Consider the following 15,373-nt stretch of genomic DNA (forward strand, 5'->3'; position numbering starts at 1 on the left):
CACACGCTAAGGATCAATGGCAAAAGCTACCTATTCCGCGAACGCGCAGGCATTGCCGCACCGCATGTCGCGCCTCTTCACCGAAATCCGCTGGATTCTGCAGGTCGCGCTCGGCGTCTTCCTGCTGATGGCGCTCGTCAGCTACAGCCGGCACGATCCGAGCTGGACCCATGCGGCGCAGGTCGACCGTATTGCGAACTGGGCCGGCCGCGTCGGCGCCTGGACTTCCGACATCCTGCTGCTGCTGTTCGGCCTGTCTGCGTACTGGTGGGTCGTACTGCTCGCGCGGCGCATCTCGGCGAACTACCGCCGCATCACCCGCAACGAATCGGTCGACGAAGACGCGCCGCGCGATCACACATGGCTCGCCGAAGCGGGCGCATTCGTGCTCGTGCTGCTCGCGTGCGACGGCATCGAAGCAATGCGCATGTGGTCGCTGAAGGTGCAACTGCCGCGTGCGCCAGGCGGCGTGGTCGGCGAAGCGGTGGCGCGCGCGGTGTCGCATGCGCTCGGCTTCACCGGTGGCACGCTCGCGCTGCTGCTCGTGCTTGCAATCGGGCTGTCGCTCTATTTCCGCTTTTCGTGGCTTTCGGTGGCCGAGCGCGTCGGCGAATCGATCATTTCCGCGGTCACGCTCGCGAAGCTGCGCCGCGAGGCGGTGCGCGACCGCAAGGCCGGCGAGGCCGCCGCGGTGAAGCGCGAGGGCAAGGTCGAGCAGAGCCGCGTGAAGATCGAGGAGCACGAGCCGGTCACGATCGTGCCGCCCGTCGTGACGCCCGAGAAGTCCGCGCGGGTCGAAAAGGAACGGCAGGTGCCGCTCTTCACCGACCTGCCCGGCGATTCGACGCTGCCGCCGATCGCGCTGCTCGACCCGGCGCCCGCCGCCCAGGAAACCATTTCGGCCGACACGCTCGAGTTCACGTCGCGCCTGATCGAGAAGAAGCTCAAGGATTTCGGCGTCGACGTCAGCGTGGTGGCCGCGTATCCGGGACCGGTCGTCACGCGCTATGAAATCGAGCCTGCCACTGGCGTGAAGGGCAGCCAGATCGTCAATCTCGCGAAAGACCTCGCGCGCTCGCTTTCGCTCGTGTCGATCCGCGTGGTCGAGACGATCCCGGGCAAGAACTTCATGGCGCTCGAGTTGCCGAACCAGCGCCGCCAAACGGTGCGTCTGTCCGAAATTCTCGGCTCGGCCGTCTATGCGGACGCGGCCTCGCCGCTTACCATGGGCCTCGGTAAGGACATCGGCGGCAACCCGGTCTGCGCCGATCTCGCGAAGATGCCGCACCTGCTCGTCGCCGGCACGACCGGCTCGGGCAAGTCGGTCGGCATCAACGCGATGATTCTTTCGCTGCTGTACAAGGCGAGCGCCGACCAGGTCCGCATGATCCTGATCGACCCGAAGATGCTTGAAATGAGCGTCTACGAAGGCATTCCGCATCTGCTGTGTCCGGTCGTCACCGACATGCGCCAGGCGGGGCACGCGCTCAACTGGACCGTCGCCGAAATGGAGCGCCGCTACAAGCTGATGAGCAAGCTCGGCGTGCGCAACCTCGCGGGCTACAACAACAAGATCGACGAAGCGACGAAGCGCGAAGAAAAGATCCCGAATCCGTTCAGCCTGACGCCCGACGAGCCGGAACCGCTGTCGCGGCTGCCGAATATCGTCGTCGTCATCGACGAACTCGCCGACCTGATGATGGTGGTCGGCAAGAAGGTCGAGGAGCTGATCGCGCGTATCGCGCAGAAGGCGCGGGCCGCCGGCATCCATTTGATCCTCGCGACGCAGCGTCCGTCGGTCGACGTGATCACGGGCCTGATCAAGGCCAACGTGCCGACGCGGATGGCATTCCAGGTGTCGTCGAAAATCGACTCGCGCACGATTCTCGACCAGCAGGGCGCCGAATCGCTGCTCGGCATGGGCGACATGCTTTATCTGCCGCCGGGCACCGGCCTGCCGATTCGCGTGCACGGCGCGTTCGTGTCCGACGACGAAGTGCATCGTGTCGTCGACAAGCTCAAGGAGCAGGGCGAGCCGAACTATATCGAGGGCATTCTCGAAGGCGGCGTGGCGGGTGAAGGTGATGAAGGCTCGGCCGAAGGCGCCGGCGGCGGCGCGGGCGGCGGTGAAGCGGATCCTCTTTACGATCAGGCGGTCGAAATCGTCATCAAGAATCGCCGCGCGTCCATTTCGCTCGTGCAGCGGCATCTGCGCATCGGCTATAACCGTGCGGCGCGGCTGCTCGAACAGATGGAGCAATCGGGGCTCGTATCGGCGATGTCGTCGAACGGCAACCGCGAAATTCTTGTGCCGGCGCGCGAGGCCGAATGAACGCGGCTTGAGCGTCGCCCGTTCGTCTGCGCGGCGGCCGGCCGTTGTCGCCGTCGTTGTGGTCGTCGTTGTCGCCGTCGTTGTCGATTCGCAGGCCTCGTCAGCAGCGCGCGTCGCGCTTCCTGTTTTTTCCACGGAGAGAAATCGATGCAGCATTACGTCGGCGGGCTTGACGCCCGCTTCGGTGATTCCCGCGTTCGCAGCAGCTTCGCGCATGCGCTTGCGCGGCGCGTCGGTCGTGTCGCCCGCCTCGCCCGCGTCGTGACTTGCATGGCGGCTTGCGCGACGCTTTTCGTCGCGTCGCCCGCGTTCGCGAGCGGCACGGACCAGTTGAAGCAGTTCATCTCGCAGGTCCATGCGGCGCGCGGCGACTTCGTGCAGACCGAAATCCATGTGCCGGGTAACGCCAAGGGCGCTAGCGGCACCCTGTCGACGCAGGGCATGAGGGGCAATACGGTGTCGAGCGGCACATTCTCGTTCGCGCGGCCCGGCAAGTTCATCTGGCAGTATCAGAAGCCGTACGAGCAGCTTCTGCAGGCCGACGGCGACAAGCTGTACGTCTACGACAAGGACCTGAACCAGGTCACCGTGCGCGCGCTCGGCGGCGCGCTTGGCGCAAGTCCGGCGGCGATCCTTTTCGGGAGCAACGATCTCGAGCAGAACTTTACGTTGAAGGATGCTGGGGTGAAAGCGGGTATCGACTGGCTCGAACTGGTGCCAAAATCAAAAGACACGCAGTTCCAGCGCATCGGCATCGGCTTTCGCGACGGCAGCCTCGAAGCGATGGAACTGCATGACGTGTTCGGAAATGTGACGCTGCTGAAGTTCTCGAATATTCAGAAGAATCCATCGCTGCCAGCCGATGCGTTCAAGTTCACGGTGCCGAAGGGGGCGGACGTGATCAACGGCTAGGCTTGCCGGCTGCGGCGACCGGATTCATCCCCCACCTCTGACCGGTGAACCGCGATGAACAAGTCGTCCTTTGTCTCCCCGGACCTGTCGTCCGAGCGCCCGCAGCCGCTATCGGGCAACGTCATGCCGCGCTGCGGCGGCATTACCACGATGATGCGTTTGCCCAATGCGGGCTCTCCGGAAGGGCTCGACGCATGCTTTGTCGGCGTGCCGTTCGACCTCGGCACGTCGAACCGCACCGGTGCGCGTTTTGGACCGCGCCAGATCCGCAGCGAATCGGTGCTGCTGCGACCGTACAACATGGCCACGCGCGCCGCGCCGTTCGATTCGCTGCGCGTTGCCGACATCGGCGACGTCGCGATCAACCCGTATAACCTCCACGATTCGATCGCACGCATCGAAACCGCCTATGACGAGATCCTCGCGCACGGCGCGAAGCCGATCACGCTCGGCGGCGACCATACGATTGCGCTGCCGATCCTGCGCGCGATGCACCGGCGGCACGGCAAGGTCGCGCTGATCCACGTCGACGCGCATGCGGACGTCAACGACACGATGATGGGCGAGAAGATCGCGCACGGCACGCCGTTCAGGCGCGCGGTCGAAGAGGGGCTGCTCGACTGCGAACGCGTCGTGCAGATCGGACTGCGCGGCACCGGCTACGCGGCCGAAGACTTCGACTGGTGCCGCGACCAGGGCTTCGAAGTGGTGCAGGCGGAAGCGTGCTGGAACCATTCGCTTGCGCCCCTAATGGCGCGCGTGCGCGAACGGATCGGCACTGCACCCGTGTATATCACTTTCGATATCGACGGGATCGACCCGGCTTTTGCACCCGGCACCGGCACGCCGGAAATCGCGGGACTTACCGTGCCTCAGGCGCTCGAGATCATTCGCGGCGTCCACGGGCTCAATGTGATCGGCGCGGATCTCGTCGAAGTCGCGCCGCCCTACGATCCATTCGGCACGACCGCGCTGCTCGGTGCGAACCTCGCTTTCGAACTGCTTTGCGTGCTGCCGGGTGTCCAGTATCGAGCGGTACGGGCGCGTTGACGGGCCGGTCTGAGCTTGCATGAAATGCAAGTATTGTTTGAACGACGGCACCATAATCGCTACAAATATCGTAACGTGCAATGTTTAAACGGTGGACTGCCGGTATCGAACGTACTAGAGGGTAAAACTTACCCGAAATAATACCAGCGCGGCTTAACCGGCAATCGTCGCAAAGAGCGATCCTTCGCACGTAATAACCTGCGACAAAAATATAAAAAACTAAAAGTATTAGAAAGTTATTCAATCCTTCCCGCCGACTGCTGTCAGAATTAAACATATCAATCATGAACACCTGAGCAGGCGGGTACTGAAAACCCCTTGACGATGGGCGCGCTTGCGAGCGCGCCTTTCGCATGCCTATTTGCCTGTTCTTCGCCGCGGGTATTCAACGGATGACAGAACCGAGTGTTTCCAATCGACAGCATTACCATCAGCTCGATGCGCTACGCGGCGTCGCCGCGCTGTCGGTGGTGATCAGTCATTTTGCCCTGGTAGGCCCGCTCGAGTGGGCTTCCCAGTCACCTTTTCGTGTCAACTCACTGGGCCATCAGGCAGTTATTCTCTTTTTTATACTGAGCGGATTCGTTTTGACATTGCAACTGCGCTCAGGCCGAAGTATTTCGTATAAAGATTTCCTGGTCAAACGAATTTGCCGGATTTATTTGCCGTATCTGGTCGTGCTGGTCGTGACCTTCTCGATCGTGAATGCGCTCGAAGTGAAGCCAATCAAATGGTTGGGCGGCTGGGGCAACGAAGTATGGAGCGGCCCGTTTACCGGCACGGAGATCGCCGACCATCTGCTCTTTATCGGGAAATATCGCGCCGGCCAGATGATTCCCGTTATCTGGACGCTGATCTACGAACTGCGGATTTCGATCGTCATGCCGTTCGTGGTCGCGTGGGTCGCACGGGTATCGGCGCGCACTTCGATCGTGGTCGCGCTCTGCGTCTCGATCGTCTCGTTCATGCTCATCCTGCTCGAAGGCGACGATCCGCAAGGCGCGAATTTCGGCGGCGACTGGCCCATGACGCTGCACTACGCCGGCATGTTTGTCGTCGGCGCGGTGCTGGCCGTGCATCGCACGGCATGGCGCCAATGGCTGATGAAGAAAGGCCGCTTGCGCCCGGTGCTGGTGATCTCGGCGTTGCTGTATTTCCTGTCGCGCGGGGCGCTCTCGATGAAGCTCGGTCCGGCTGGTCAGTATCTGTACGACTGGCTCGTTACCGCGGGTTCTGCTGGACTGATCTGCACGTCGCTCGTATCGGCGCGCTTTGCCACGCTACTCGAGGCGCGGCCGTTCGCGTTTCTGGGCCAGATTTCATACAGCCTGTACCTCACGCATACGATCGTGCTGCTGACGGTGATTCATCTGATGCCGTCCGCGAGCACGATGTGGCGCTCCATTCTGATAGCGGCCGCGCTCGAGATTCCGGTCGCCACCGCCATGTATCTGCTGATCGAGCGCCGCACGATCATGCTCGGCCAGTTCCTGACCGCGCGTAGAAATGCAGGTGCAGCGAGCGCGAATCAGACGTATTGATCGGCCCGCCCCCGAGGGAGCGGGTTTGTCGCGGCCGCCGCAAAGGGCGGCTGCCGAACGGTTAGCAGCAAATTGCAGCCGGGTGCCGCGCATCTTGCCAGCTACGCGAAGGCCCGCCGGCGCGTCGACACGAACGCGAGATAGCACAAGGCACCGATCGCAAGCGCAGGCAGCGTCGCGCCGAGATCCGGCAGCCACTGGTTGATCGCCTGGTAGGCGGCGATGCCGATCGCCCATGCGACGAAGGCGCTCACGTGCCAGCCCGCGGAGTAACCGTAGCGGCCCTGCGGGTCGGCGAGCGCGGCTGCGTCGACACGGCGCTTGCGCACGATGAAGTGGTCGACGAGCACGACGCCGAAGAGCGGCGCGAACACCGAGCCGATCAGCAGCAGAAAATTCTGGTACTTCGCCATCGGCACGGCCAGGGCTATCAGCGTGCATAGCGCACCGAACGCCGCGGACAGCCACGGCACGCGCGAGCGCGTCCAGAACGTGCCGGTCGACACCGCGGCCGAGTGAATGTCGGCGAATGCGTTGTCGATTTCGTCGATGAGCACGAGCAGCAACGCGAGACCGCCGCCCGCCTGCGCAAGCGCGGTGGTCAGCAGCGCGTCGCTGCCGCCTGCCGTGAGCCCGTAGATGGCGCCCAACGCATAGAACCAGACGTTCGCAATGCCGTAGCCGAGCAGCGTGCCGCGAAACGTCTCGCCGGCGCGCCGGCCGAAACGCGTGTAGTCGGCGATCAGCGGCAGCCACGACAGCGGCATCGCGACGACGAGGTCGAGCGCGACGCCCGCCGGCATTTCGCCGGTACCGGCGCGATGCAGCAGCGCGCCGATATCGTGTTTCGCGAGCACTGCCCATGTGAGCCAGCCGGCGCCCGCGAGCAGCAGCCAGATGCCCCAGCTGCGCAGAAAACGCCGTACGAACGATAACGGGCCGCTGATCGCGAGCAGCGTGGCCAGCACGCCGAAGATGACGGTCCACAAGAGCGGCATCGACAGGCCGAACGCCTGTTTTGCGAGCGCATCCGCGGAATCGCGCATCACGATGACTTCGAACGACCCCCAACCGACCAGCTGGACCGCGTTCAGCACGGCAGGCACCGACGCGCCGCGCACGCCGAGCGTCGGCCGCAACGACGACATCGCCGCGAGACCCGTATCGGTACCGACGACACCGGCCAGCGCGAGCAGCACGACGCCGATCGCAGTGCCGATCGCGATGACCGCGAGCGCATGCGGCAACGACAGGCCGGGCACGAGCAGGGCGCCGGCCTGCGCAACGAGCAGGCCGATGCCGAGCGAGAACCACAGCGCGAATGCGTCGCCGGCGCGAAACGCGCGGCGCGCCTCGGGCACCGGTGAAAGCGGGGCGTAGGCGGAGCCGGCGTTCTCGGCGAGCGGGTCCTGGGCCGGGTCTTGAGCCATGGGTGTCGATCCTCCTTGTCTTTGTTTGTATGAGTTTGATCTGCGCTTGGCTGCAATTCAGTCGCGAGTCAGCTGAGATTCGGCCGCGGCCTATTGCAGCGATGGAGTCGCACTGCAAACCGTCGCGCCATCGCCGTGACGCGACGGCTGTCATAATGCTCGATCATGTCGGCGAACCCGTAGCGTTCCGCAAGCGTGCGTTGCGGCCCTGCACGTCAGTTTGCGCCGAAACAGCCGAGATTATCCCAAACATCATGTTCGAAGAAACCCGTGCCAATGTTCCGCTTGCCGAGCGCTTGCGGCCTCGCACCATCGATGAAGTGATCGGCCAGAAGCATCTGCTCGGACCGAACAAGCCGCTGCGCGTCGCATTCGAGTCCGGCGAAGCGCATTCGATGATTCTCTGGGGGCCGCCTGGCGTCGGCAAGACGACGCTCGCGCGGCTGATGGCCGACGCATTTCACGCGGAATTCATTGCACTGTCCGCCGTCCTGTCGGGCGTCAAGGATATTCGCGAGGCCGTCGAGACCGCGCAGGTGCATCGCGCGCACGGGCGGCAGACGCTCGTGTTCGTCGATGAAGTGCATCGCTTCAACAAGAGCCAGCAGGATGCGTTCTTGCCGCATGTCGAATCGGGCCTCTTCGTGTTCGTCGGCGCGACGACCGAGAATCCGTCGTTCGAGGTGAACAGCGCGCTGCTGTCGCGTGCCGCGGTGTACGTGCTGAAGAGCCTCGATGCCGACGAATTGCGCGAACTGCTCGAGCGCGCACAGCATGAGCTGGGCGGCCTCACGTTCACGGACGAAGCGCGCGACGCGCTGATCGGTTCCGCCGACGGCGACGGGCGCAAGCTGCTGAACAACCTCGAGATTGTCGCGCGCGCAGCGGCGCAGCAGAAGACCACGGACATCGACGGCGCACTGCTCGGCAGCGCGCTCGCAGAAAACCTGCGCCGCTTCGATAAAGGCGGCGATGCGTTCTACGATCAGATCAGCGCGCTGCACAAGTCGGTGCGCGGCAGCAACCCGGACGGCGCGCTGTACTGGTTCTGCCGGATGCTCGACGGCGGCGCCGACCCGCGCTATCTCGCGCGCCGCATCGTGCGGATGGCGTGGGAAGACATCGGCCTCGCCGACCCGCGCGCCGGGCGCATCGCGCTCGACGCGGCCGAGACCTACGAGCGCCTCGGCACACCCGAGGGAGAGCTCGCGCTCGCGCAGGCGATCATCTACATGGCTGTCGCGCCGAAGTCGAATGCGGGCTATATGGCGTACAACGAGGCGCGCGCATTCGTCGGCAAGGACCAGTCGCGCGCGGTGCCGGTGCACTTGCGCAACGCCCCGACGAAGCTGATGAAGAAACTCGGCTACGGTCACGAGTATCGCTATGCGCACGACGAGCCGGATGCGTATGCGGCCGGCGAAACGTATCTTCCCGACGGCATGCGCGAGCCGCACTGGTACCGGCCGACGCCGCGCGGCCTGGAAGGCCGGATCGGCGAGAAGCTCGCCCGGCTCGCGGAACTCGACGACGCGTGGCGTAGCGAGCACAAGCCGAAAAAGAGCTGAGCCCCGCACAGGGCGGCCGGCGCTGCTCGCGCGCACCGGACGCGCACCGGATCCAGACGCCGGTGCGCTAGAATCGCAGCTTCACACAACGAATTTCCCCCCTCGTCATGCTCGACATCCAGTTGCTGCGCAAAGATCTCGACGGCGTTGCGAAACGTCTCGCCGATCGCGGCTATACCCTCGACGTCGCAGCGTTCACCGCGCTCGAAGCGGAACGCCGCGCTATCCAGACCCGCACCGAAGAATTGCAGGCGCGCCGCAACAGTCTGTCCAAACAGATCGGCGCAATGAAAGGGCGCGGCGAGGACACCTCGGCTGTGATGGCCGAAGTGAGCGGGCTCGGCGACGAGATGAAGGCCTCCGCCGTGCAGCTCGATGTGATCCAGACGCGCTTGTCGGATCTGCTGCTCGGCGTGCCGAACCTGCCGCACGAAAGCGTGCCGGTCGGCAACGACGAATCCGGCAATGTCGAGGTGCGCCGCTGGGGCACGCCGCGCCAGTTCGATTTCGAAGTCAAGGATCATGTCGACGTCGGCACGCCGCTTGGCCTCGATTTCGAAACCGGCGCGAAGCTCGCGGGCGCGCGCTTCACGATGCTGCGCGGCCAGATTGCGCGGCTGCACCGTGCGCTCGCTCAGTTCATGATCGACACGCATACGCAGCAGCACGGGTACACGGAAATCTATACGCCTTACATCGTGAACCCGGAGATTCTCTTCGGCACGGGTCAACTGCCGAAGTTCGCAGACGATATGTTCCGTGTCGAAAAGGGCGGCGGCGAAAATACGGTCACGCAATATCTGATTTCGACGTCCGAGATTTCGCTGACCAACACGGTGCGCGAGAGCATCGTCGACGCGAACGCGCTGCCGATCAGACTGACCGCGCATTCGCCCTGCTTCCGCTCGGAGGCAGGCTCATATGGCCGCGACACGCGCGGGATGATTCGTCAGCATCAGTTCGACAAGGTCGAAATGGTGCAGATCGTTGCGCCGGAGACGTCGTATGACACGCTCGAGCAGATGGTCGTCCATGCCGAAACGATTTTGCAGAAGCTCGAACTGCCGTATCGCGTGATTACGCTGTGCACGGGAGACATGGGATTCTCGGCGACGAAGACCTACGACCTCGAAGTGTGGCTGCCAGCGCAGAACACCTATCGCGAGATTTCGAGCTGCTCGAATACCGAGGCATTCCAGGCGCGCCGGATGCAAGCGCGCTTCCGCAATGCGCAGGGCAAGCCCGAACTCGTGCACACCCTGAATGGCTCGGGCCTCGCGGTTGGCCGCACGCTCGTCGCCGTACTGGAGAACTTCCAGAATGCCGATGGCTCGGTAACGGTGCCGGCTGCACTGCGGCCGTATCTCGGCGGTGTCGAACGGCTGGAAGCGGCGCGGTCAGCAGCAGGGGCGGCGGGTTAATACGCAGCGTCTTCCGTCATGACATCGTGCTCATGCAGGCGATGTAAAAAGGGCTTGGAAACCGAATTTACCTGTTCTATAATCTTCGCTTCGCCAAGCAGCGACCCGCTTGGCGAAGCGCTAGTGAAGCGTCCCGGTAGCTCTCAGGTATTGGCTTGAAGCGCTGCGAAGGCCGCTTCCGGCTTCCACAGAATCCAAGGAAAGGTGGCAGAGAGGTCGAATGCGCCGGACTCGAAATCCGGTATACGGTTATACCGTATCGTGGGTTCGAATCCCACCCTTTCCGCCAGGTATCAACGCAAAAGCAAAGCAAAAGCAAAGCAAAAGCCCGTAAGTCAGTGACTTGCGGGCTTTGTCTTTTCCAGCCCTTCATCTGGGCCATCACGGGAATCCGCTCAGCACAATTCAACCGCTCGTTCATGCGTGGGGTTGTTGAACAGCAGGCGTCTCTCCGCCAGACACGGCGCCGCGATCTGATACGCCGAACCCGTCCCATGCTCGTGATGCGCCCATACGATGCTGGCCAGAATGTCGACGAACTGCAGCGGCAGACTGTCCTTGCTTTCCCACGGCGTTGTTTGCAGCACGGTGTCGCCTATCGACGCGAGCTCCGTTGCGAGGTAGTCGTGCAGCCCGTTTCTGTATTCAGCCTTCATCGATCGCGCATCCGGAATAAAACTGACGGACTCGTATTCGCACATCAGGTCCAGAAGCAGGCACTTGACCAGATAGTTATATAAACCATCAGGATTGCGACGAAACGCATCGTTCACGCTTTTCTTTCTGACAGTAATGGCAAGGAATTGAATGTCAGGATGCTTTCTACGTGCATCGCACAGCGCCATTGCGAAGCGTTCACGTTCGCCGTTCGAAAGCGCGATAGACTTCAACTCGTTTTTTGCTGCGCGCCCGCGCTTCTTGTAGAGGCCACGAACAATCCGACTGAGTACAGGCTCCCGGCCGTCGGGAATAACGGCAGCAGCCAGTGTGAAGCATTGGCTCGAGCCGCCGTGCAGATACGGTTTATTCAGCCTCCAGCCCAGGCATCCACTTTCATCGAGATAGATCGTTACGCCCATAGGGTCTCAAGAAAAAATAGCCTCCCGCAAGGGGAGGCTATCGGATAGTGCGATACCCGGACCTGACGTACAGAACAGGTACGCTCACGGTTGCAGGCGCCAATTTTTCGCAGGCTACCCGGGCATATTTAAATCGCAACGCCGCTACACATTCAGTGTGCCATCGGGCACGAGGAACTGCAATCGTCCCGTGCAAAAAAAGTCATTGATGAAGCGTAGCAATCCTTCGTAACTCAGAAATGTCCGTCTCTACCGGGATCGAAATCTCCTTTGATCTTATAGGTCGATTAATTGATTAGATTTGCTTAGATATATCTTAGATTGCATTGAGTAATCCGAAGGCTCACAGCTGCTATTAAACGCCGTGACGCAACTGTCACGAGGGTAATTTTCTTCAATACACGCCTGTCGCCTCCCTATAACCTCTCGCCCGTGTCCCGATCGGACACATACGAGACCGCCGCAAAGGCAACAACAGTCTTCAACGGCAGCCTGACGGACCGGGCAGAGGCAACACGGGCTGTTCGAGGTCCCGGCTCCTTGCATGCAGGTTGACCGGTGCAAGACCTAAACAAGGGAAGCTCAGCATGAGTCGACAGGAATTTCGATCAAGTCAGCATGCCGTTGAAGGACGGCGCTATCTGATTCCCGAAGCGGAATATGGATACGACCATCCCGAAGTGATCTTCTGGACCCGGCATTTTGTGAGCGAGGCTGAAAAGCGCAACGTTTTTGCAAAAATCAAAGCCGCGTCGTCGAATCGGCGGTCGCACGGCGCCGCGCAAACGCTGGCGACTGCCTGGTACGAGTTCACACGCTATGTCCCGACGTTCCTTACTCGCGCCGTTTCCCAAAGCGGTGACCCCGAGCGTCAGCATCATCTGATTCAGATCGCCTACGACGAACTGGGCGGCCGCAACAAGGAGTTCATCCACTCGCGACTTTTCCTGAAGGCGATCGATGCGATCGGCTTGAAAGTCGAGGCCAGTGAGTCAGGCGCGTCGATCCGCGACGTCATTCGCGTACTCGACGCGACACTTGCGCACACCGATAGCGAGGCCGGCATCATCGGCTTGCTGCTGAGCTTCGAAATCATCGCGGAAGAGAACATCGAAACGCTGTTCGATGGCTTGTGCTACAGCGAAGGTTGCGGCGAAGTGCTGTCCGACTCGGCGTTCTTCAGGGTGCATCGCGCGGACGAGACCGAGCATATCCGGCATTCGGTAGCCAACTTCCTGCGGTTCTGCAATACGCAGTCCGAGCGCGAAGCGTTCAAACAGTCGTTCGACCAGGGCATCGACTACTGGTGTCGGTTCTGGGATCAGTGCGCGCACCTGATCCAGCTCGAGTCGGACTCCCGCACCTGCGCGTGACGTATCCGTGCGTCGCCTGATCAGCAACAACATAAAGGATACGTGCATGAAAACAGTCGTATTTATCGAAACGAACTTCAGCGGTCTCGATGCGATTGCGTATTGCAGACAGCGCGGCTATCGGTCCGTGCTGGTGACCGATAATTTCGAGCGCTTCAGGAAGTGGTTTCCGGCGTCAGCGCTCGCAAGGCTTGATCTCGTCGACAAGGTTGTACGCGTGCCGAATTCGAACGATCTCGAACAGGTGTCGAAGGCGCTCGAGGGCGAGCTCGATTCGATCGACGCATTGCTGACTTTCGCGGAAATCCGTACGCATATCGCCGCGCGTCTGTGTCGCGAACTCGGCTTGCGAGGCGCGAATCCCGACGCGATCGCACTCGCGCAGGACAAGTACCGTTTTCGCCGAACGCTGCTCGCGAAAGGTGCGGACAGCGTTCGATGCAGGAAGATCGATAGCATCGAATTGCTGCCGGCATTGCTGGAAGAGCCGGAGGGCGCGCCCGGTTTTCCCTGCTTCGTAAAGCCGGTGCAGGGGCATTCGAGCATCGGCGCGATGGTGTGCCGCGATCGAGCCGCGATTGGCTCGGTCCTGCAGTCGCTGCGACAGATCGACGAGGACTGGATCTCGCCGGCATTCGTCGTCGAAGACTATCTGGAAGGCGCACTCGTCAGCGCCGAAATCCTGACGACGGGCGCGGGACGGCATCAGATCGTCGGTATTGCGGATCGCGATGTCATGAACGGCGCCGTTGAAATCGGCGCTTCGTTTCCGCTCGTCGATGCTCACCGTGAAGCCGTCGAGCGAAAAGCGTGCGCGGCGCTCGACGCGATCGGCTACGACTTCGGCGCGAGCCACGTCGAAATGATCGTCACGCGTGACGGACCGCATCTGGTCGAAGTCAACACGCGCGTCGGCGGCAGCGGCCATTCGGTGATGCTGGACCTCGCGACGTCGCGCTCGATTGTCGGCGACTGCATCGAACTGTGCCTCGGCACGCTCGACGTTGGCTCGGACTTTCACGTAGTCGACGCAGCGCGCCATGAAGCGGGCCATGACGCGGGCTTTGAAGCGCGCCATGAAGCGGGCCTTGAAGCGACCACGCGCACCAGCACCGCCGGGCAACCGCTGTATCAACCGCGCCGCGGAGCCGCATGGAAGTGCTTTGTCAGCCCGACGCGCGGCAAGGTCGTTGCCATGCCGTCGATCGATGCGATCCGATCGCAGCCGGGCGTGCACGACGTCTGGCTGCATCGCGAACCTGGCGACACCGTTGCTGACGTGAATTCGAACTTCAGCTGGATCGCGCAGGTGATGTGTGTCGGGCGCGACCGGCATGAAGCAAAGCTTAACGCCGCGCGAGCCGTCGATTTCATTGCAGCCGGAACGACGATCGCGCCAATCGCGCCAATCGGCTAGAGGCGGCCCCGATGATCAAGCTCGATCGCGCCAGAGTCAACCTGTTGCTCGGCACCGCGGCGTTCACCATGTCATCGGCCGGGTCTGTGCTGCTGCATATCGTACTGGCCATATCCATCTATGCGAAGACCGGCTCCGGCTTGATGACGTCGGTCTTCGTTTCGTTGCAGTGGCTGCCCGCGATGCTCGTGGTGCTCGTTCGCAGCGACTGGAACGACGGCGTCAATCCGCGCGTGCGATGGTTCCGGCTCGAACTGGTCTCGGCCGCGCTGACCGTGCCCGTTGCGCTGATTCCCGATTCGGCCGGTTACTGGCCGGTCATCGCGGTTCTGCTCGTGCGCGGACTCGTCGATCAGGTGAACCGCATCAACAAGACCGTCGCGGCGCGCTCGCTGTTTCCGCAGGCCAAAGCGGCACACTACGCGTCATTTCTGCAGTCGGGCTATCACTGTGGGATCGGTTTGGCCGCTGTGGCCGGCGTAGTCGCCGCCGATCGGCTCGACGTTCGCGCAGTCGCGCTGCTCGATGCGCTGACCTTCGTTGCGGCAGCCGGTCTCGTCTGGTTCACGCGCTGTATCGAGGCAAGCCCGGAAGCGTCTCGCAGCGCGCGTCCATCGCTCCTCGTTCGCCTTGCCGAATACCGCGACGTGCTTGCCGGCGACCGGCGTCTCCTCCTTTGCGCGCTGTTGCCCCCGCTGACCGCCACCTTCTTCCAGGGAACCTACAGCGTGTTGCAGCCGATTTTTCCCATACAGCGCTTCGGGCTCGGTCCAGCCGCGGTATCGATGTCGTACGTGCTCGCAAGCATCGGCATCGTCGCGGGCTCGGCGAGCTTCTCGTTCTTCTGCAGGAAAACGCGGCTTTTCGAGCAGCCGTTCGTGAAGGTGCGGCGACTGACTGTCGTGTTGTCGGCGCTCGCGGCGCTGCTCTACATCGCCGCCGCCTGCGGCATGAGTCCGGTCACGAGCGGCGCGCTTTTTCTCGCGATGGTGGTCGTTTTCGAGTTTCTGTGGATGATGGGTTACAGCGGCATGGTCGCGCTCGCGCCGAAGGGCCGCCTCGGCTCGGTATTCGGGATTTCGTTCGCGCTTGGCTGCTTTGTCGCGAGCATGCAGGCGGCGCTGGTCGGCGCGCTGATCGATCGCTTCGATGGCCGCTTCGTCGAAGTGGTCGGTCTGCTAATGATGCTTTATCTGACGGTCATCATTTTTATCGCGTCGGGTGACCGGCAAACGGTGCGCGCCGTTTGA

11 protein-coding genes and 1 tRNA gene are annotated in these 15,373 nt (G+C 62.3%); 10 read left to right on the top strand and 2 right to left on the bottom strand.

Annotated elements, in window-relative coordinates:
• Window positions 1-16: 16 nt before the first annotated feature.
• From QYH69_RS15480 to QYH69_RS15495, 4 genes are all read left to right on the top strand, one after another.
• On the top strand, window positions 17-2,332 hold the full coding sequence (locus QYH69_RS15480; protein ID WP_308832744.1) for a DNA translocase FtsK 4TM domain-containing protein: 2,316 nt from the start codon (window positions 17-19) through the stop codon (window positions 2,330-2,332).
• Between the two features lie 147 nt (window positions 2,333-2,479).
• Window positions 2,480-3,244: an outer membrane lipoprotein chaperone LolA gene (gene lolA, locus QYH69_RS15485; protein WP_308832745.1), complete on the top strand. Its 765-nt coding sequence runs from the start codon at window positions 2,480-2,482 to the stop codon at window positions 3,242-3,244.
• A 54-nt stretch (window positions 3,245-3,298) separates the two neighbouring features.
• Window positions 3,299-4,294 carry an agmatinase gene (speB, locus tag QYH69_RS15490; protein ID WP_308832746.1) on the top strand — a complete coding sequence of 332 codons (996 nt, stop codon included), beginning with the start codon at window positions 3,299-3,301 and terminating at the stop codon, window positions 4,292-4,294.
• 392 nt (window positions 4,295-4,686) lie between these two features.
• Window positions 4,687-5,835 (top strand): acyltransferase, encoded by a 1,149-nt coding sequence (locus QYH69_RS15495; RefSeq protein ID WP_308832747.1) that lies wholly within the window; start codon window positions 4,687-4,689, stop codon window positions 5,833-5,835.
• Between the two features lie 101 nt (window positions 5,836-5,936).
• On the opposite strand, the gene cytX is transcribed toward QYH69_RS15495, so the two are convergent.
• Window positions 5,937-7,265 (bottom strand): putative hydroxymethylpyrimidine transporter CytX, encoded by a 1,329-nt coding sequence (gene cytX / locus QYH69_RS15500; RefSeq protein WP_308832748.1) that lies wholly within the window; start codon window positions 7,263-7,265, stop codon window positions 5,937-5,939.
• 254 nt (window positions 7,266-7,519) lie between these two features.
• Here cytX and QYH69_RS15505 point away from each other — a divergent pair, with 254 nt between their 5' ends.
• From QYH69_RS15505 to QYH69_RS15515, 3 genes are all read left to right on the top strand, one after another.
• Entirely contained in the window at window positions 7,520-8,833 is a 1,314-nt protein-coding gene (locus QYH69_RS15505; protein WP_308832749.1) for a replication-associated recombination protein A, read from the top strand.
• Between the two features lie 107 nt (window positions 8,834-8,940).
• The gene (gene serS, locus QYH69_RS15510; RefSeq protein ID WP_308832750.1) at window positions 8,941-10,254 is read left to right on the top strand and encodes a serine--tRNA ligase; all 1,314 of its coding nucleotides are present in this window, start codon (window positions 8,941-8,943) and stop codon (window positions 10,252-10,254) included.
• Window positions 10,255-10,452: 198 nt separating this feature from the next.
• Window positions 10,453-10,543: transfer RNA gene (locus tag QYH69_RS15515), tRNA-Ser, on the top strand.
• A gap of 106 nt (window positions 10,544-10,649) precedes the next feature.
• Here QYH69_RS15515 and QYH69_RS15520 read toward each other — a convergent pair.
• Window positions 10,650-11,333, bottom strand: coding sequence for a DUF3800 domain-containing protein (locus tag QYH69_RS15520; protein ID WP_308832751.1), 684 nt, complete (start codon window positions 11,331-11,333; stop codon window positions 10,650-10,652).
• 587 nt (window positions 11,334-11,920) lie between these two features.
• On the opposite strand from QYH69_RS15520, the gene QYH69_RS15525 reads away from it, so the two are divergent.
• The 3 genes from QYH69_RS15525 to QYH69_RS15535 are packed head-to-tail and all read left to right on the top strand — an operon-like array spanning window position 11,921 to window position 15,373.
• Window positions 11,921-12,706, top strand: a complete 786-nt coding sequence (locus tag QYH69_RS15525; RefSeq protein WP_308832752.1) for an iron-containing redox enzyme family protein — start codon at window positions 11,921-11,923, stop codon at window positions 12,704-12,706.
• Between the two features lie 46 nt (window positions 12,707-12,752).
• Window positions 12,753-14,123: an ATP-grasp domain-containing protein gene (locus QYH69_RS15530; RefSeq protein WP_308832753.1), complete on the top strand. Its 1,371-nt coding sequence runs from the start codon at window positions 12,753-12,755 to the stop codon at window positions 14,121-14,123.
• A gap of 11 nt (window positions 14,124-14,134) precedes the next feature.
• Complete coding sequence (locus QYH69_RS15535; RefSeq protein ID WP_308832754.1) at window positions 14,135-15,373, top strand: MFS transporter; 1,239 nt, start codon at window positions 14,135-14,137, stop codon at window positions 15,371-15,373.

Origin of the sequence: Paraburkholderia sp. SARCC-3016, from assembly GCF_031119615.1 — a bacterium.
Classification (GTDB): domain Bacteria; phylum Pseudomonadota; class Gammaproteobacteria; order Burkholderiales; family Burkholderiaceae; genus Paraburkholderia.

Bases quoted from the DNA above. Each gene is read 5' to 3' on its own strand.
- QYH69_RS15480 (WP_308832744.1), top strand. From the start codon at position 17: ATGGCAAAAGCTACCTATTCCGCGAACGCGCAGGCATTGCCGCACCGC.
- lolA (WP_308832745.1), top strand. From the start codon at position 2,480: ATGCAGCATTACGTCGGCGGGCTTGACGCCCGCTTCGGTGATTCCCGC.
- speB (WP_308832746.1), top strand. From the start codon at position 3,299: ATGAACAAGTCGTCCTTTGTCTCCCCGGACCTGTCGTCCGAGCGCCCG.
- QYH69_RS15495 (WP_308832747.1), top strand. From the start codon at position 4,687: ATGACAGAACCGAGTGTTTCCAATCGACAGCATTACCATCAGCTCGAT.
- cytX (WP_308832748.1), bottom strand. From the start codon at position 7,265: ATGGCTCAAGACCCGGCCCAGGACCCGCTCGCCGAGAACGCCGGCTCC.
- QYH69_RS15505 (WP_308832749.1), top strand. From the start codon at position 7,520: ATGTTCGAAGAAACCCGTGCCAATGTTCCGCTTGCCGAGCGCTTGCGG.
- serS (WP_308832750.1), top strand. From the start codon at position 8,941: ATGCTCGACATCCAGTTGCTGCGCAAAGATCTCGACGGCGTTGCGAAA.
- QYH69_RS15520 (WP_308832751.1), bottom strand. From the start codon at position 11,333: ATGGGCGTAACGATCTATCTCGATGAAAGTGGATGCCTGGGCTGGAGG.
- QYH69_RS15525 (WP_308832752.1), top strand. From the start codon at position 11,921: ATGAGTCGACAGGAATTTCGATCAAGTCAGCATGCCGTTGAAGGACGG.
- QYH69_RS15530 (WP_308832753.1), top strand. From the start codon at position 12,753: ATGAAAACAGTCGTATTTATCGAAACGAACTTCAGCGGTCTCGATGCG.
- QYH69_RS15535 (WP_308832754.1), top strand. From the start codon at position 14,135: ATGATCAAGCTCGATCGCGCCAGAGTCAACCTGTTGCTCGGCACCGCG.